This is a genomic window from Actinacidiphila glaucinigra (assembly GCF_035918135.1).
Lineage (GTDB): Bacteria > Actinomycetota > Actinomycetes > Streptomycetales > Streptomycetaceae > Actinacidiphila > Actinacidiphila glaucinigra.
Window position 1 is genome coordinate 1,491,754 of record NZ_CP109144.1, and the last position, 16,570, is coordinate 1,508,323.

Below are 16,570 nucleotides of genomic sequence, written 5' to 3' on the forward strand. Positions count from 1 at the left end.
AGGTCCGCTCCCGGCTTCGACGTCGGCCGTGGGCACGACGGCGACCCCCGGGGTCAGCTCCAGAGCGTGACGTGGACGGGCGGCCGGAACTCCGTCAGCGGCACGCCGTTGGAGCGGGCCAGCAGGGCCTGGGTGGCGGCGGGGGTGGTCACGAACCGGCAGAGCGCGGCGGCGACCGTGGAGCGGCGGTCGGGGGCGAGCGTGCTCGCGTAGAGCATGCCGTTGACCGGCATGCCGAGGACGTCGAGGACGACGAGGTGGGCGCGCCGCAGTTCCTCGCGTACGACGTGCAGCAGGGCCAGCGTCACCCCGTCGCCCGCGGCGACGGCGTTGAGCGAGGCGGTGACGCTCGGGAAGGCGGTGGCCTTGGCGGGGTCGACGCCGATGCGGGCGAGGAAGGCACCGGCGAGCGTGTCGGGGTCCATCCCGGCGGGGCCGAAGAGCCACGGTTCGCGGCTGAGCAGGCCGGGGACGATGCGGGACTGCTGCCGTAAGGGGTGACCGGGCGCCGCGACGACGACCAGTTGGAAGCGGAGGAAGGGCACGGACTCGATCGCCGGGTGCGGGGCGGGCGCGGGCCCGATCGTGACGTCGGCCCTGCGGTCCCTGAGCAGTTCGCCGAACACGCCGACGGGTACCGCCAGGGTGTCGGCGTCCAGTTCGGGCTGGCGCCGCCCGAAGGCCGCGAGCAGGGCAGGGAGCACCTGCTCGGCGCCGGTCTCGGTGGACGCGACCCGCAGTTGGGCGGTGCCGGCGCTGGCCTGCCGTACCCGGTGTCGGGTCTCCTCCGCCAGGCCGACGATCTCGGCGGCCCCCGCGGCGAGGCGCTGTCCGCCCGGGGTGAGGCTGATGCCGCCGCCCGCGCGGATGAAGAGGACGTCGCCCAGTTCGCGGCGGAGCGCCGCGACGGCCCCGGACACCGCGGGCTCGGTGACGCCCAGCGACACGGCGGCGGCCTTGACCGATCCCAGTCGGGCCACGGCGACGAAGGCCCTCAACTGCGTGAGCGTCATGAGGACATTACATCTGTTCGAGCGTCAACTGTCGCAGTCCGTATTAACCATTCTCTTCAGTTGCCGTTGACCGGTCCCCTCCACGGCGCGAGTGTTCCCCCCACATGCACCCCGCAACGACCCATATCGTCCACCGTCCGGGCAGGGAAGGAGGGTGCCGTGCAGGTACCCGCTTCGTTCGAGTACCAGCGGGCGCAGAGCGTGGAGGAGGCCCTGGAACTGCTGGGGCGCTTCGGCGAGGAGGCCAGGGTCCTCGCGGGAGGGCACAGCCTGCTCCCCATGATGAAGCTGCGTCTGGCCGGGCCGGAGGTGCTCGTCGACATCAACGACCTCACCGAACTCGACCACATCGACGAGACCGGCGGCGAGCTGCGGGTCGGGGCCCTCACCCGGCACCGCACCCTGCTGGAGTCGCCGCTGGTCGGACGGCACTTCCCGATCATCCACGACGCCGAGCGGGTGATCGCCGACCCGCCGGTCCGCAACCGGGGCACCATCGGCGGCTCGCTGTGCCAGGCCGATCCGTCCGAGGACCTGTCGGCGGTGTGCGCGGCGCTGCACGCGGTGGCCGTGATCCGCGGCGCGGACGGCGAACGCCGCGTCGCCATGGCCGACTTCCACCGCGGCCCGTACGAGACGGCGGTCGGCGCCGGCGAGATGCTCACCGAGGTGCGCTTCCCGGTCCGGCCGGGCTCCGGCAGCGCCTACGAGAAGCTGGAACGCAAGGCCGGTGACTGGGCGGTGGCGGCGGCCGGGGTGGCGCTCTGCCTGGAGGACGGGCGCATGACGCACGTCGGCGTGGGTCTGGCGGCGGTCGGCGCCGGCGGGCTGCACGCGGAGGCGGTGCAGGAGCTGCTGGAGGGCCGTGAGCCGTCGCCGGAACTCTTCGAGGAGGCGGGGCGGGTGGCGTCGGCGAGCTGTTCTCCCGTCACCGACAGCCGCGGGCCGGCCGACTACAAGCGGCATCTGGCCGGAGAACTGACCAAGAGGGCCCTGCGGCGCGCTGTCGCCCGGGCCGCCGCCCCGGCCGCGGCCGTGAAGGAGGGATGACGGACGTGCGGATCACGGTGAACGTCAACGGCGAGGACCACACCCGTGAGGTGGAGGCCCGCCATCTGCTGGTCCGGTTCCTCCGCGACGACCTGGAGCTGACCGGGACGCACTGGGGCTGCGACACGAGCAACTGCGGCACCTGCGTGGTGCTGATGGACGGCGAGCCGGTCAAGAGCTGCACGGTGCTGGCCGCCATGGCCGAGGGCCACGAGATCCGCACTGTCGAGGGGCTGGCGGACGGCGACCGGCTCGACCCGGTGCAGCAGGGCTTCATCGAGGAGCACGGGCTGCAGTGCGGCTTCTGCACCCCGGGGATGATGCTCAGCGGCCGGGCGCTGCTGGACCGCAACCCCGACCCGTCCGAGGACGAGGTCCGCGAGGCCATCTCGGGGCAGCTGTGCCGGTGCACGGGCTACCTCAACATCGTCAAGGCGATCCGGTGGGCCGCCGCCCACGAGTCCGTCGGCCGTGAGGAAGCGGGGAGCCAGGCATGACCACCGTCGAGGAACCCGCCGGCCCCGCCGCCGAGGAGCGGCCGATCGGCTTCGGCCGGATGAAGCGCAAGGAGGACCCGCGCTTCGTCCGCGGCAAGGGCCGTTACGTGGACGACGTCAAGCTGCCGGGCATGCTGCACGGCGCGGTCCTGCGCAGCCCCTTCGCGCACGCCCGGATCGTGTCCATCGACACGTCCGCCGCCGAGGCGCACCCCAAGGTGAAGGCCGTCATCACCGGGGAGACGCTGGCCGGGCTCGGCCTGGCGTGGATGCCGACGCTGTCGATGGACACCCAGGCGGTGCTCGCCACCGACAAGGTGCGCTTCCAGGGCCAGGAGGTGGCCTTCGTCGTCGCCGAGGACCACTACGCGACCCGTGACGCGATCGAACTGATCGACGTGGAATACGAGCCGCTCGACCCCGTCATCGACGCCCGCCGCGCCCTCGACCCCGCCGTGCCGGTCATCCGCGACGACCTGGAGGGGCGTACCGACAACCACATCTTCGACTGGGAGGCCGGCGACCGGGCCGCCACGGACGAGGTGTTCTCCCGCGCCGACGTCGTCGTCGAGCAGACGATGCTCTACCCGCGCGTGCACCCCGCGCCGCTGGAGACCTGCGGCGCGGTGGCCTCCATGGACCCCGTCGACGGCAAGCTGACGCTCTGGACGACCACCCAGGCGCCGCACGCGCACCGCACGCTCTACGCGATGGTCGCGGGGCTGCCCGAGCACAAGATCCGGGTCATCTCCCCGGACATCGGCGGCGGCTTCGGCAACAAGGTCGGCATCTACCCCGGGTACGTGTGCGCGGTCGTGGGCTCGATCGTCACGGGGAAGCCGGTCAAGTGGGTGGAGGACCGCTCGGAGAACCTCATGAGCACCTCCTTCGCCCGCGACTACCACATGACCGGGCAGATCGCGGCGACCGCGGAAGGCCGCATCCTCGGTGTGCGCGTCAAGGTCCTCGCCGACCACGGCGCCTTCAACTCCACGGCGCAGCCGACGAAGTACCCGGCGGGCTTCTTCCACATCTTCACCGGCTCGTACGACATCGAGGCCGCGCACTGCGAGGTCACCGGCGTCTACACCAACAAGGCGCCGGGCGGCGTCGCCTACGCCTGCTCCTTCCGTGTCACCGAGGCCGTCTACCTGATCGAGCGCATGGTGGACTGCCTCGCGGCCGAACTCGGCGCCGACCCGGCGGAGCTGCGGATGCGCAACCTGCTGCAGCCCGAGCAGTTCCCCTACCAGAACAAGACGGGCTGGGAGTACGACTCCGGCGACTACCCGGCCTGCCTGCGCAAGGCCATGGACCTCGCCGGCTACGAGGAACTGCGCCGCGAGCAGGCGGAGAAGCGCGAGCGCGGTGAGCTCATGGGCATCGGGCTGTCGTTCTTCACCGAGACGGTCGGCGCGGGCCCGCGCAAGCACATGGACATCCTGGGCCTGGGCATGGCCGACGGCTGCGAGCTGCGCGTCCACCCGACCGGCAAGGCCGTGGTGCGGCTCAGCGTGCAGACCCAGGGGCAGGGCCACGAGACGACGTTCGCGCAGATCGTCGCCGAGGAACTGGGCATCCCGCCCGAGGACATCGACGTGGTGCACGGCGACACCGACCAGACGCCGTTCGGTCTCGGCACCTACGGCTCCCGGTCGACGCCGGTGTCGGGGGCGGCCGCCGCGCTGGTGGCCCGCAAGGTGCGGGACAAGGCGCGGATCATCGCGGGGGCGATGCTGGAGGTGTCCCCGGACGACCTGGAGTGGACCAAGGGCCGGTGGTCGGTCAAGGGCGACCCGGCGATGACCCGGACGATCCAGGAGATCGCGCTGGCCGCGCACGGCGCGCTGGAGCTGCCGGAGGGCGTGGAGGGCCATCTGGAGGCCACCACGGTCTACAACCCGCCCAATCTGACCTATCCGTTCGGGGCGTACATCTGCGTGGTCGACGTCGACCCGGGCACGGGCGCGGTGAAGGTGCGGCGCTTCATCGCGGTGGACGACTGCGGGACGCGCATCAACCCCATGATCATCGAGGGGCAGGTGCACGGCGGCCTCGCGGACGGGGTGGGCATGGCCCTGATGGAGTTCATCGGCTTCGACGAGGACGGCAACTGCCTGTCCGGCTCCTTCATGGACTACCTGCTGCCGACCGCGCTGGAGGTGCCGGCCTGGGAGCTGGGGCACACCGTCACGCCGTCGCCGCACCACCCGATCGGCGCCAAGGGCATCGGCGAGTCCGCGACCGTCGGCTCGCCCCCGGCGGTGGTCAACGCGGTGCTGGACGCGATCGGCGTGCGCCACGCCGACATGCCACTCACGCCCGGCCGGGTGTGGCAGGCGATGCGGCACGGCCAGGTCGAGGCGCCGCAATGAGCCAGGCCCCGGTGCCGGACGCGCGGTTCGCCGAACTCACCGCGCGGCACGTCCCGTTCGTCCGCGCGACCGTGGTGCGCGCTCGCCGGCCGGCGAGCGCGCGCCCCGGCGACACGGCGGTGGTGCTGGAGGACGGGCGGATCGAGGGGTTCGTCGGCGGCGTCTGCGCGGAGGCCACGGTCCGCGCGCAGGCGCTGCGGACGCTGGCGAGCGGAGAGGCGCTGCTGCTGCGGATCTCCCCGGAGGCGGCAGAGGAGGGCGCCGCCGGGGAGACGGAGGCGGTCGAGGGGGCGCTGAGCCTGCGCAACCCGTGCCTGTCGGGCGGGGAGCTGGAGATCTTCCTCGAGCCCCGGCGCCCCGTCCCGCGGGTCCTGGTGCTGGGTGAGACGCCCATCGCCCGGGCGCTGACGGGCTTCGGCCCCGCCCTCGGCTACGAGGTCGCCCGGCCGCCCGCCGGCGGGTTCGCCGAGGAGTCGCTGTCCGGGGTCCACGCGGTCGTCGTAGCCTCGCACGGGCGGGACGAGGAGGCCGTGATCACGGCGGCGGTGCGCGCGGGTGTGCCGTACGTCGGGCTGGTGGCCAGTCCGCGGCGCGGGGCGGCGGTGGTCGGCGGGCTGGACCTGACGCGGGAGCAGCGGGACGCGGTCCGCACGCCCGCGGGCCTGTGGATCGGCGCCCGCACGCCGGGCGAGATCGCGCTGTCCATCCTCGCCGAGGTGGTCGCCTCGGTGCGGGTCCGGGACGGGGCGCGGACCCCGGCCCCGGCGGGCGGACCGGCCCCGGCGAAGGAGCCGGCCCCGTCCACCGCGGCGGACCCGGTGTGCGGGATGACGGTGGCCGCCGTACCGGACACCCCGTACTCCGACGCCGGCGGCGCGCGCCGCTGGTTCTGCTGCGAGGGCTGCCGTACGGCGTTCGAGGCCGACCCCGGCCGTTACGCGGAGGTGCGGTGAGCACGTTCACGCAGGAGCGCGTCCCGGACATCGCCGGTCTGCGCCGGGCGCTCGACGAGCGCGGCTACCTCGCGGACCCCGGGCTGGTCACCGCGCTGTTCCTGGCGCTGCGGCTGCCGCAGCCGCTGCTGCTGGAGGGCGAGGCCGGGGTCGGCAAGACGGAGGCGGCGAAGGCGCTGGCCGACGTGCTGGGCGGCCCGCTGGTACGGCTGCAGTGCTACGACGGCCTCGACGCGGCGGAGGCGCTGTACGAGTGGAACCACGCGCGTCAGCTGCTGGGCATCCGGCTCGCCGAGTCGCGCGGCGAACGTCTCGCCGAGGCGGACCTGTTCACGGAGGAGTACCTGCTGCGGCGCCCCGTGCTGACCGCGCTCACCCACCCCGGCCCGGAGCCCGCGGTGCTGCTCATCGACGAGATCGACCGGGCGGACGACGACTTCGAGGCGTTCCTGCTGGAGGTGCTGGCCGAGTCGGCGGTGACGATCCCGGAGGTCGGCACCATCCGTGCCGTGGTGCCGCCGGTCGTGGTGCTCACCTCGAACCGGACCCGTGATCTGCACGACGCCCTGAAGCGGCGCTGCCTCTACCACTGGATCGACTACCCGGACCCCGAGCGCCTGGTGCGGATCGTCCGCCGCCGGGTGCCCGGGACCTCGGCGGAACTCGCGGAGGCGATCTCGGCGGCGGTGCGGCGGCTGCGCACCCTGGAGATCCAGAAGGCCCCGGGGATCGCCGAGAGCATCGACTGGCTCGCGGCGCTCGCCCTGCTCGGCGTACGGCGGCTGGACGCGGAGGCCGCCGGGGCGACCCTGGGCGCACTGCTGAAGTACCGGGAGGACCAGGAACTGGCGCGGGAACGCGGCCTGGAGTGGCTGGTGGGCAGCGGCCGTGACACCTGAGCGGGCGCCCGCGCCGCCTCCGCCCCCGCCTCTCCCCCTGTTCGACACGGCCGAGTTCGGCGGCCGGCTCGGCGAGGCGCTGCGCCGCTCCGGTCTGCCGGTCACCCCCGAGCGGACGGTGTGCTTCCTGCGGTCGCTGCGGCTGGCGCCCCCGGTGGACCGCGAGGCCCTGTACTGGACCGCGCGGCTGGCCTTCGTCACCGACCGGGAACTGATCGCGCCCTTCGAGCGGGTCTTCGAGGTCGTCTTCGGCGGTCTCGGGGGCGTTCCCGCGGAGCGCGGCGAACGTACCGTCGCACCGCCGGGCGCCGAGGAGGAGCAGGTGCGGGCCCCTGCCCCCGGCGCCCGCACGGCACCGGGCCGGGCCCCGGCCGGTGCGGGTCCGGTGCGTGCGGCGGCCGCGCCCCGCGCCGGAGAGGGGGCGGACGGCCCCGCGGGGACGGTGCCGACGCTGGGCAGCACCGCGGAGGTCGTCGCCCACCAGGACTTCGCCGCTCTGGAGGCGGCGGAACTGGCCGCCCTGGACCGGCTCATGGAGCTGATCGCGTTGCGCACCCCGCTGCGCAGGACCCGGCGCCGCGACGCCGACCCGCACGGCCCCCGCGTGGACCCTCGGCGCACGCTGCGCGCGATCCGCACGACGGGCCTGGAGCCCGTGCGTCTGGCCCGGTCGCGCCACCGGTCACGGCGCCGCCCGCTGGTGCTGCTCTGCGACGTCTCCGGCTCGATGGAGCCGTACGCCCGCGCCTACCTCAGGCTCTTCCCCCGCGCGGCGGCGGTGGGTGTGTCCGCGGAGGTCTTCGTCTTCGCCACGCGCCTGACCCGCCTCACCCCGGTGCTGCGCCACTCGGGGCGGTACGGGGTGGACGCGGCGCTGCGCCGGGTGGGGGCCGCCGCGTCGGACTGGTCGGGCGGCACCCGGATCGGTCACGCGCTGGCGGAGTTCAACGACCGCTTCGGGCGCCGGGGCATGGCGCGCGGCGCCGTCGTGGTGATCTTCTCCGACGGGTGGGAGGGCGAGGACCCGCGGGCCGTGGGACGCGAGGCGGCCCGGCTGCGCCGGCTGGCCCACCGCGTGGTGTGGGTCAACCCGCGCAAGGCGGCGCCGGGTTACCTGCCGCTCGCGGGCGGCATGGCGGCGGCACTCCCCCATTGCGACGAGTTCGTCAGCGGCCACACCTTCGCCGCGCTCGCGGAAGTGGCCGAGGCGATCGGCAAAGGCGGGGACGGAAGAGGAATCCGAAGAAGAGGGAAAAGGGAAGCGGAAGGGGGCGGGGCTGAAGGGAATTGAGTTCCCGGCGGCCCGGCCCCTCTCCTCGCCTTCGTTTCCCGGGATTTCAGCCCCGGTATTCGCGGGACTCGCGGTACGGGTCGGCCTGATCGCCTCCGAATGCCTCGAAGCGCGAGGCGGGGGCGGGTACGTGATAGCTCGTCGGCGCCGTGTGCGGCGCGGCCTCGCGGGCGGGGCGGTTGTCGTACGGGAGGGTCGTGGATTCCTCCCGCGGTGCCGTTCCGTTCCCCTCGGCGACGACGGGATTCACCAGGACGGCGAAGAGGACCAGCAGCACCTCGATGCCCAGGCCGATGATGAGCGGCGCGACGAGGGTGAGTCCGGTGACGCCCTCCTCGCTCGCGTGCCCCGACACGCTTCGCACGGTGACGGCCGACATCCCCGTGTAGTGCATCCCGCTGATGGCGATCGCCATCACCAGCGAGGCGCCCACCGTCGCGCGGGCCCCCGTCACGCGCAGGGTGAACCACAGCGCCGCGGTGGCGGCCACCACCGCGATGACCAGGGAGAGCACCACGAGCGAGGTCGTGTAGTCGAAGGTGCCCGGGAAACGCAGGGCGGCCATGCCCAGGTAGTGCATGGCGGCGACGCCGATCCCCGCGCCGACACCGCCGACGAGCAGCCCGCCCCAGGTGCGCCGCAGGCCGGCCACCAGCATGCCGGCGCCTGCGATGACGACCGCCACGAGCAGGCTGAGCACGGTCAGCGGCACGTCGTAGCGGAGCTGCACACGGTCGACCGAGAAGCCGAGCATGGCGATGAAGTGCATGCCCCAGATGCCCGACCCGAGGGTCAGTGCCCCGGCGGCCAGCCACGGCCACCCCTTGGCGAGGCCCCGCGCGTGGAAGCGGGCCGCACAGGCGAGCCCGAGGCCCGAGCCCACCGCCGCCATCACGTAGGCGAGCAGGGGATAGAAGGCGTGCGAATACAGATGCTGCTGGTGCCCCACGGATGAACTCCCCACCTGGCACAGACTGCGAGCACGATGGGCGCGGATCGGGCCGGCACCTTTGCCTGCTGTCCTCGCCGGCGCGCCGCGGACGAATAAGTCACCGGACGACCCCGCAGTGATTGCCTGCCGGACCCCACCCCGACGGCCGATGCTTGAGCCTTATATTAAGGATTCCGCGGCGTCGCACAACCACGAAAACGGAAACGTCGCGTTCCCGCGCGGATAATTCCCGCCGACCGGAAATTCCCGCGAACTCCCATCTGGAATACGGCCGTTGGTCCGCTTCACGGGGAGCGGACCGTTCAGGACCGGGCGCGGCGGCGGAAGGTGCCCGCGTACGCGCGGAGCAGGGTGAGCAGGGCGGGACCGAGCGGACGCGGGGCGGACCGCCGGGCCAGCGCCGCGCCGGCGCGCTCCGCGCTGCGCAACCGGTGCCCCTGGAGCGTGACGAGGGCACGGACCATGGGCCGGTTGGGCTCCGGTACGAGGTCCGCCAGTACCCGCGCGCCGGCGAGGCCCGCCCGGACCAGCCCGGCCTGGTCGCGGACGAGGGCGGCCACCGACGCCGGGTCGGGGTCCTGCTCCAGGGCCGCCCGGCTCAGGCCGTGGCGGGCGAGGGCGTCCTCGGTGACGCCCAGCCGCCCGTCCGCGAGGTCCTCGGCCATGTCCTCCAGGAAGTCCAGGCGCTGGGCGGCCTCGATGAAGGTGCGGCAGGCGGCGCGGTAGGCGTCGAAGCCGGCCGGTGGCGCGAGCAGCCCCGCGACGAGGAGGAAGGCGGGCAGCGAGTACGCGTCGACGTAGGCCTGGAAGTCGGCCTCGGTGGCGAAGCCGCGCCACTCCGCGTCGGCGGGGGCGGCAACCAGGTAGTCCGCGACGATGGCGCGCAGCACCGGCCGCCGGGTGACGGTGTGTGCGAGGGCACGCGTCAGGGGGTCCGCCGGGGCGCCGGCGAGGGCCGCCTCGATCTGGCCCTCCCACTCGGCGAAGGCGCGGCGGCCGTCCGGGCCCCGGTCCAGGAGATTGTCGCCGTGGTGCATGAAGGCGGTGGCCGCCAGGGCGTCGGGGACGACCGGCGCCGGCAGCAGCAGCCGCACGGCGGCGTACGAGGCCCGGTCGAAGCCCGCCACCAGGCGGCGTTGCGCGGAGTACGCCTCGCGGAGTGCGGGGTCGGTGATGCCGGCCCGGTCGAGCGTCTTGCGCCAGCTGGTCATCGTTCCGCAGCTCCCCTCGATCCGCCGGCCGGACGTCACCGATGATCACCCAAACGCAGAAAAACCCGCAAACTCACTGGCGTGATCCCAGCGGACCATCGCTGACCTGCGCCACCACCCTCTCGGAAACGGGCAGAAACGGGCGGACTCTTCCCTTGTACGGGCTGACCGCCCCGCTGTCCCCAGCGGTATAAATCTCGGACGGGCGGAAACGGGCGGCCGATGCCCGAACGGCCATGACGGAACCGGGACGAGGGAGGTGCGGCCATGCGCGGCGACGAACGGCAGCACAGGATCCTGGCCCTGGTCCGGCAGTCCGGGCGGGTGGAGGTCACCGCGTTGGCCGCGGAGTTCAAGGTGGCACCGGAGACGATCCGCCGTGACCTCAGTGAGCTGGAGCGGCGCGGACTCGTCCGCCGTACCCACGGCGGGGCCTACCCCGTGGAGAGCGCCGGCTTCGAGACGGACCTGGCCCGCCGCGAGACCCACCAGGTGGAGGGCAAGCGCCGGATCGCCGCGGCGGGAGTGAAGCTGCTCGGAGAGGCGGAGACCGTCTTCGTCGACGAGGGCTACACCCAGCAGTTGCTGGCGGCGCTGCTCCCCACCGACCGTCCGCTGACCGTGGTGACCGCCTCGCTGCCGACCGCGGCGGCGGTCGCCCAGTCGCCCGAGACCACCGTGCTGCTGCTCGGGGGGCGGGTACGGGGCCGCACCCTGGCCACCGTCGGCTCCTGGGCCACCCAGATGCTGTCCTCCTTCGTCATCGACCTGGCGATCATGGGGGCCAACGGCATATCCCGCGACTTCGGCCTGACCACCCCCGATCCGGTCGTCGCGGACGTCAAGGCGCAGGCGGTGCGCTCCGCTCGCCGCCGCGTCCTGGTGGGCATCCACACCAAGTTCGGCGCCTCGAGCTTCTGCCGGTTCGCGGAGATCGGCGACTTCGAGACGATCGTCACCGACACGGGCCTGCCGGCCCCCGAGGCCCACCGCTACTCGCTGCTCGGCCCCAACGTCATCCGCGTCTGAGCCACCGCACCCGCCTCACCCTGCGCGCGAGCCGCCGCAGGTCGCCCCGGCACGCCTCGAAGCACCCCGAGCCCCGTGCGCGCCGCCGGGATCCCCCTCACAGGAAGGCCTCCCCATGCCCAGCACCGACACCGACCGCGGAAGGGCGCCACGGCGCCGCTCCCCCGTCCGGCTGACCGCACTCGGGGCCTGCACGGCCCTGCTCGCCACCGGCTGCGCCGGCGCGGGCGGCAGCGGAGGGGACGACGGGGGCGGCGGCGCCTCCGTGAACGTCCTGATGGTCAACAACCCGCAGATGCTGGACCTCCAGAAGCTGACCGCGTCGGACTTCACCAAGGACACCGGCATCAAGGTCAACTTCACCGTGCTGCCGGAGAACGACGTCCGCGACAAGATCAGCCAGGAGTTCTCCAGCCAGGCCGGTACCTACGACGTCGCCTCCATCAGCAACTACGAGGCGCCCATCTACGGCAAGAACGGCTGGCTGGCCCCGATGGACGACACGGTCGCCGAGGATCCCGACTTCGACCAGGCGGACATCCTCCCGTCGATGAGGGAGAGCCTGACCGGCGCCGACGGCAGGCTGTACGCCGAACCGTTCTACGGCGAGTCGTCGTTCCTGATGTACCGCAAGGACGTCTTCGAGGCGAACGGCCTCACCATGCCCGAGCGCCCCACCTGGCAGCAGGTCGCCGCCCTCGCGGCGAAGGCGGACGGCGCCGAGTCCGGCATGAAGGGCATCTGCCTGCGCGGACTGCCCGGCTGGGGCGAGGTGATGGCGCCGCTGACCACCGTCGTCAACACCTTCGGCGGCACCTGGTTCACGAAGGACTGGCAGGCCCAGGTGAACGCCCCCGCCTTCAAGCAGGCGACGAGGTTCTACGTCGACCTGGTCCGCGAGCACGGCGAGGCGGGCGCGCCGCAGGCCGGCTTCGCCGAGTGCCTGGGCGCCTTCCAGCAGGGCAAGACGGCCATGTGGTACGACGCCACCTCGGCGGCCGGGATCCTCGACAGCGCCGACTCCCCCGTCGCCGGCAAGGTCGGCTACGCCCCGGCGCCCGTGGTGAAGACGGACAGCTCCGGCTGGCTGTACACCTGGGCCTGGGGCATCCAGAAGGCGAGCAAGCGTCAGGACGACGCGGCGAAGTTCGTGGCCTGGGCGTCCGGCAAGGGGTACGAGGAACTCGTCGGCGAGAAACTCGGCTGGGCCCGCGTCCCCGCGGGCAAGCGCACCTCCACCTACGAGAACGCGGACTACCTGAAGGTGGCGGGCCCCTTCGCCAAGGCCACCGAGGAGGCCATCGCCGGGGCCGACCCGCGCGACCCCGGTGTCCAGCCGCGGCCGACGCTCGGCATCCAGTTCGTCGACATCCCCGAGTTCCCCGACCTCGGCACCAAGGTCTCGCAGGAGATCGCCTCCGCCATCGCCGGGCGCACCTCGGTGGACGCCGCGCTGGACAAGTCACAGCAGCTCGCGGAGAAGGTCGCCGCCCAGTACCGGAACGGATGATTCGGCCATGACCGGTACGTCGAGCACCGTCACCGAGGAGGTGCGCGGCCGGGCAGCGGACCGGGCGGTGCCCGCCCGGACCCCGGGCCCGGGCCGGGCCGCCGCCTGGGCCCGGCGCGCGCCCCTGATGCCGGCGCTGGTGTTCATGGTGGTGGTGACCCAACTGCCCTTCGTGGCCACGCTGGTGATCTCCTTCATGGACTGGAACGCCCTCTACCCCGACCGGCGCGGCTTCACCGGACTGACCAACTACGCCGACGTGTTCGGCGACGCCGGTCTGCGCGCTTCCGTCCTGACCACCGTCTGGCTCACGACCGGTGTCGTCCTGGTCAGCCTGCTGCTGGGGCTGGGCCTCGCGCTGCTGCTGGACCGGCGCTTCCGGGGCCGCGGGCTGGTGCGGACGCTGCTGATCGCGCCCTTCCTGCTGGTGCCGGTCGCCTCGGCGCTGCTGTGGAAGCACGCCCTCTACAACCCCGAGTACGGGCTGTTCAACGGCGCGCTGAGCTGGCTGTGGCAGCTGTTCGGCAGCGAACGCCCGCCGCAGCCGGACTGGATCACCTCGATGCCGCTCGGGGCGATCGGGGCCTCGCTGGTGTGGCAGTGGACCCCGTTCATGATGCTGATCCTGCTCGCCGGACTGCAGAGCCGCTCCACGGAGGCGGTGGAGGCGGCCCGGGTGGACGGCGCGAACGCCTGGCAGGTCTTCCGGTTCCTGACCCTGCCGCACCTGCGGCGCTACCTCGAACTGGCCGCGCTGCTCGGCTCGGTCTACGTCGTGCAGAACTTCGACGCGGTCTTCACCCTCACCTCCGGCGGCCTGGGCACCGCCAACCTGCCGTACACGATCTACGAGTCCTTCTACAAGGCCCACGACTACGGCCGGGCGTCGGCGGCCGGCGTGGTCGTCGTCGCCGGGACCATCGTCGTCGCCACCCTCGCCCTGCGCCTGGTGTCGACGCTGCTGCAGGAGGAGTCCTCATGAGCGCCGTGGCCGTGCCCGATGTCCGCAGGCGTCGTTCGGCCTCCCTGTGGGGGCTGGTCGCCTGGGCCGCCGCCCTGCTGTTCGTCCTGCCGATCGCCTGGATGGTGCTGACCTCGCTGCACAGTGAGACGGACGCCGCCACCAACCCGCCCTCCCTCGGCGCCGGGCTCACCCTGGACGGCTACCGGGAGTTCTTCGGCGCCGCCACGGGCGCGAGCCCCTGGCCCGCACTGGCCAACTCGCTGACGGCGAGTCTGGTCTCCACCCTGCTGGTGCTGGCACTGGCGATACCGGCCGCGTACGCGCTGTCGATACGGCCCGTCCGCAAGTGGTCCGACGTGCTGTTCTTCTTCCTGTCGACGAAGATGCTGCCCGCGGTCGCCGGACTGCTGCCGGTCTACCTCGTGGCGCAGAACCTCGGGCTGCTGGACAACGTCTGGCTGATGGTCCTGCTCCACACCTCGATGAACCTGCCGATCGCGGTCTGGATGATGCGGTCCTTCCTCGCCGAGATCCCGGTGGCGATCCTCGAGGCCGCCGCGATCGACGGCGCCGGGCTGCCGGCCGTGTTCCGCCGCATCGTCATCCCCGTCTCCGCCCCCGGCATCGCCGCCACCTCGCTGATCTGCTTCATCTTCAGCTGGAACGAGATGCTCTTCGCCCGGGTGCTCACCGGTGTCCGCTCGGTGACCGCGCCGGTCTTCCTCACCTCCTTCGTCACCAGTCAGGGACTCTTCCTCGCCAAGGTCTGCGCCGCGGCCGTCGTGGTGTCCCTGCCCGTCCTCGTCGCCGGATTCGCCGCCCAGGACCGCCTGGTCCAGGGCCTGTCACTGGGAGCCGTCAAGTGAAGGCAGTCGTCATCGCCGAGCCCGGGAAGATCGAGCTCGCCACCGTCGACGACCCCGCGCCCGGTCCGCGCGACGTGGTGGTCGCGGTCGCGGCCTGCGGGCTGTGCGGAACCGATCTGCACATCCTGCAGGGCGAGTTCGCGCCGACGCTGCCGATCGTGCCGGGGCACGAGTTCGCCGGGGAGGTGGTCGCGGTCGGCTCGGCCGTCACCGAAGTGGCGGTCGGCGCCCGGGTCGCCGTCGACCCCTCGCTGCACTGCGGCGAGTGCCACTACTGCCGGCAGGGCCGCGGCAACCTGTGCGAGCGGTGGGCCGCGATCGGGGTCACCGAGCCCGGCGGCGCCGCGGAGTTCGCCGTCGCGCCGGTCGCCAACTGCGTCGTCCTGCCCGACCATGTGGCGACCGCCGACGCGGCGCTGATCGAGCCGTTGTCGTGCGCCGTGCGCGGCTACGACGTGCTGCGCAGCCGGCTCGGCGCCCATGTGCTGATCTACGGCTCGGGAACGATGGGCCTGATGATGCTGGAACTCGCCAAGCGCACGGGCGCGGCGAGCGTGGACGTCGTCGACGTCAACCCCGAACGGCTCGCCACGGCGAGGCTGCTGGGCTGCGACAACACCGCCGGCTCGGCGCAGGAGATCACCCGCCCGCGCGGCTGGGAGGTCGTCGTGGACGCCACCGGCAACGCCGCCGCCATCCAGGACGGGCTGCAACGAGTCGGCAGGGGCGGCACCTTCCTGCAGTTCGGGGTGGCCGACTACGCCGCCCGAGCGGTCATCGAGCCGTACCGGATCTACAACCAGGAGATCACCATCACCGGCTCCATGGCGGTCCTGCACAGCTACGAGCGGGCCGCCGAACTGTTCGCCGCCGGGGTGCTGGACCCCGGGGTGTTCATCAGCGACCGGTTCCCGCTCACCGACTACCCCCACGCCATCGAGCGCTTCAGGGCGGGCATCGGCCGCAAGATCCTGGTGACGCCGTGACGACGCCCGCCACGCTGGTCGCCGGCGAGGCGCTGACCGACCTGGTCCTCGGACCCGACGGGACGCGGCGGGCCCACCCGGGCGGCAGCCCGGCCAACACCGCGCTCGGTCTCGCCCGGCTCGGGCACCCGGTCACCCTGGCCACGCGCATCGGCCGGGACGCGCACGGCGACGCGCTCGCCGAACGGCTGGCGGAGGGGAAGGTCCGGCTGCTGCCGGGGTCGGTCGTCCACGCCCCCACGTCCACGGCCAGGGCGGAGCTCGACGCGAACGGCGGCGCCCTGTACCGGTTCGACATCACCTGGGACCTGCCCCCGGTCGGTCGGCTCGACGTGCCGGGGCACCTGCACACCGGCTCGATCGCCACCGCGCTGGAGCCGGGCGCGGGCCGCATCCTCAGCCTGGTCGCGGCGGTCCGGCGCCGTGGGCACACCGTCTCCTACGACCCGAACCTCAGACCCGCGCTGCTCGGCCCGCCCGGGGACGAACGCCCGCGCGTCGAACGGCTGGTGGCGCTGGCCGACGTGGTGAAGGCCAGCGAGGAGGACCTCGGCTGGCTGCACCCGGGACGGGATCCGGGGGACGTGGCCGCCGACTGGGCGCGCCGCGGTCCGCGCCTGGTCGTCCTCACTCGGGGCGCGGCGGGCGCCGAGGCCCACTGGGCCCCGGGCGGACGGCACCGGGTCCCCGCCCACCCGGCGCGCGTCGTCGACACGATCGGCGCCGGTGACGCCTTCATGGCGGGCCTGCTGTCCGGCCTCCTCAGCGCCGGGCTGCTCGGCGGGGCGACGGCCCGCCGGCGGCTGCACGGCGCCGCGGACGGCGGCTCCCCGCCGCCCGCGGTGGCCGGGGCACTGGAACTCGCCGCGCGGGTCGCGGCTCTGACCTGCGGGCGCGCGGGGGCGGACCCGCCGTTCCTGGCGGAGGTGGCGCCCGTCATGTGATGATCCGGCGGACGGCACTCCCACGCACCG

General features: G+C 73.3%; 15 protein-coding genes. 12 read left to right on the forward strand and 3 right to left on the reverse strand.

Annotation, left to right across the window (positions count from 1 at the left end):
• Positions 1-53: 53 nt before the first annotated feature.
• On the reverse strand, positions 54-1,013 hold the full coding sequence (locus tag OIE69_RS06545) for a LysR family transcriptional regulator (RefSeq protein WP_326570991.1): 960 nt from the start codon (positions 1,011-1,013) through the stop codon (positions 54-56).
• 159 nt (positions 1,014-1,172) lie between these two features.
• On the opposite strand from OIE69_RS06545, the gene OIE69_RS06550 reads away from it, so the two are divergent.
• The 6 genes from OIE69_RS06550 to OIE69_RS06575 are packed head-to-tail and all read left to right on the forward strand — an operon-like array spanning position 1,173 to position 8,078.
• Positions 1,173-2,063 carry an FAD binding domain-containing protein gene (locus OIE69_RS06550; RefSeq protein ID WP_326570992.1) on the forward strand — a complete coding sequence of 297 codons (891 nt, stop codon included), beginning with the start codon at positions 1,173-1,175 and terminating at the stop codon, positions 2,061-2,063.
• Entirely contained in the window at positions 2,060-2,560 is a 501-nt protein-coding gene (locus OIE69_RS06555; RefSeq protein WP_392567468.1) for a (2Fe-2S)-binding protein, read from the forward strand. The genes OIE69_RS06550 and OIE69_RS06555 overlap by 4 nt, the downstream gene beginning before the upstream one ends.
• Positions 2,557-4,935: an aerobic carbon-monoxide dehydrogenase large subunit gene (locus tag OIE69_RS06560; protein WP_326570993.1), complete on the forward strand. Its 2,379-nt coding sequence runs from the start codon at positions 2,557-2,559 to the stop codon at positions 4,933-4,935. The genes OIE69_RS06555 and OIE69_RS06560 overlap by 4 nt, the downstream gene beginning before the upstream one ends.
• Entirely contained in the window at positions 4,932-5,888 is a 957-nt protein-coding gene (locus tag OIE69_RS06565; RefSeq protein ID WP_326570994.1) for an XdhC family protein, read from the forward strand. Before OIE69_RS06560 ends, OIE69_RS06565 begins: the two co-directional genes overlap by 4 nt.
• Positions 5,885-6,787 (forward strand): AAA family ATPase, encoded by a 903-nt coding sequence (locus OIE69_RS06570; protein WP_326570995.1) that lies wholly within the window; start codon positions 5,885-5,887, stop codon positions 6,785-6,787. Before OIE69_RS06565 ends, OIE69_RS06570 begins: the two co-directional genes overlap by 4 nt.
• Entirely contained in the window at positions 6,777-8,078 is a 1,302-nt protein-coding gene (locus OIE69_RS06575) for a vWA domain-containing protein (protein WP_326570996.1), read from the forward strand. Before OIE69_RS06570 ends, OIE69_RS06575 begins: the two co-directional genes overlap by 11 nt.
• 46 nt (positions 8,079-8,124) lie before the next feature.
• Here the strand turns inward: OIE69_RS06575 and OIE69_RS06580 are convergent, their stop codons facing one another.
• A complete protein-coding gene (locus OIE69_RS06580; protein ID WP_326570997.1) occupies positions 8,125-9,027 on the reverse strand; it encodes an MHYT domain-containing protein in 903 nt (300 codons plus the stop codon).
• Positions 9,028-9,332: 305 nt separating this feature from the next.
• Positions 9,333-10,241: a phytoene/squalene synthase family protein gene (locus tag OIE69_RS06585; protein ID WP_326570998.1), complete on the reverse strand. Its 909-nt coding sequence runs from the start codon at positions 10,239-10,241 to the stop codon at positions 9,333-9,335.
• Between the two features lie 267 nt (positions 10,242-10,508).
• On the opposite strand from OIE69_RS06585, the gene OIE69_RS06590 reads away from it, so the two are divergent.
• The 6 genes from OIE69_RS06590 to OIE69_RS06615 all read left to right on the forward strand — a co-directional run bounded on the left by OIE69_RS06590 (position 10,509) and on the right by OIE69_RS06615 (position 16,540).
• Positions 10,509-11,270 (forward strand): DeoR/GlpR family DNA-binding transcription regulator, encoded by a 762-nt coding sequence (locus OIE69_RS06590; protein WP_089223238.1) that lies wholly within the window; start codon positions 10,509-10,511, stop codon positions 11,268-11,270.
• A 115-nt stretch (positions 11,271-11,385) separates the two neighbouring features.
• Complete coding sequence (locus OIE69_RS06595; RefSeq protein WP_326570999.1) at positions 11,386-12,780, forward strand: ABC transporter substrate-binding protein; 1,395 nt, start codon at positions 11,386-11,388, stop codon at positions 12,778-12,780.
• Between the two features lie 7 nt (positions 12,781-12,787).
• Positions 12,788-13,762: a carbohydrate ABC transporter permease gene (locus tag OIE69_RS06600; RefSeq protein WP_326571000.1), complete on the forward strand. Its 975-nt coding sequence runs from the start codon at positions 12,788-12,790 to the stop codon at positions 13,760-13,762.
• Positions 13,759-14,610 (forward strand): carbohydrate ABC transporter permease, encoded by an 852-nt coding sequence (locus tag OIE69_RS06605; protein ID WP_326571001.1) that lies wholly within the window; start codon positions 13,759-13,761, stop codon positions 14,608-14,610. The genes OIE69_RS06600 and OIE69_RS06605 overlap by 4 nt, the downstream gene beginning before the upstream one ends.
• A complete protein-coding gene (locus OIE69_RS06610) occupies positions 14,607-15,596 on the forward strand; it encodes a zinc-dependent alcohol dehydrogenase family protein (RefSeq protein ID WP_326571002.1) in 990 nt (329 codons plus the stop codon). Before OIE69_RS06605 ends, OIE69_RS06610 begins: the two co-directional genes overlap by 4 nt.
• The gene (locus tag OIE69_RS06615; protein WP_326571003.1) at positions 15,593-16,540 is read left to right on the forward strand and encodes a carbohydrate kinase family protein; all 948 of its coding nucleotides are present in this window, start codon (positions 15,593-15,595) and stop codon (positions 16,538-16,540) included. Before OIE69_RS06610 ends, OIE69_RS06615 begins: the two co-directional genes overlap by 4 nt.
• The last annotated feature ends 30 nt before the right edge of the window (positions 16,541-16,570 follow it).

Bases quoted from the DNA above. Each gene is read 5' to 3' on its own strand.
- OIE69_RS06560 (WP_326570993.1), top strand. From the start codon at position 2,557: ATGACCACCGTCGAGGAACCCGCCGGCCCCGCCGCCGAGGAGCGGCCG.
- OIE69_RS06545 (WP_326570991.1), bottom strand. From the start codon at position 1,013: ATGACGCTCACGCAGTTGAGGGCCTTCGTCGCCGTGGCCCGACTGGGA.
- OIE69_RS06590 (WP_089223238.1), top strand. From the start codon at position 10,509: ATGCGCGGCGACGAACGGCAGCACAGGATCCTGGCCCTGGTCCGGCAG.
- OIE69_RS06595 (WP_326570999.1), top strand. From the start codon at position 11,386: ATGCCCAGCACCGACACCGACCGCGGAAGGGCGCCACGGCGCCGCTCC.
- OIE69_RS06605 (WP_326571001.1), top strand. From the start codon at position 13,759: ATGAGCGCCGTGGCCGTGCCCGATGTCCGCAGGCGTCGTTCGGCCTCC.
- OIE69_RS06555 (WP_392567468.1), top strand. From the start codon at position 2,060: ATGACGGACGTGCGGATCACGGTGAACGTCAACGGCGAGGACCACACC.
- OIE69_RS06585 (WP_326570998.1), bottom strand. From the start codon at position 10,241: ATGACCAGCTGGCGCAAGACGCTCGACCGGGCCGGCATCACCGACCCC.
- OIE69_RS06600 (WP_326571000.1), top strand. From the start codon at position 12,788: ATGACCGGTACGTCGAGCACCGTCACCGAGGAGGTGCGCGGCCGGGCA.
- OIE69_RS06565 (WP_326570994.1), top strand. From the start codon at position 4,932: ATGAGCCAGGCCCCGGTGCCGGACGCGCGGTTCGCCGAACTCACCGCG.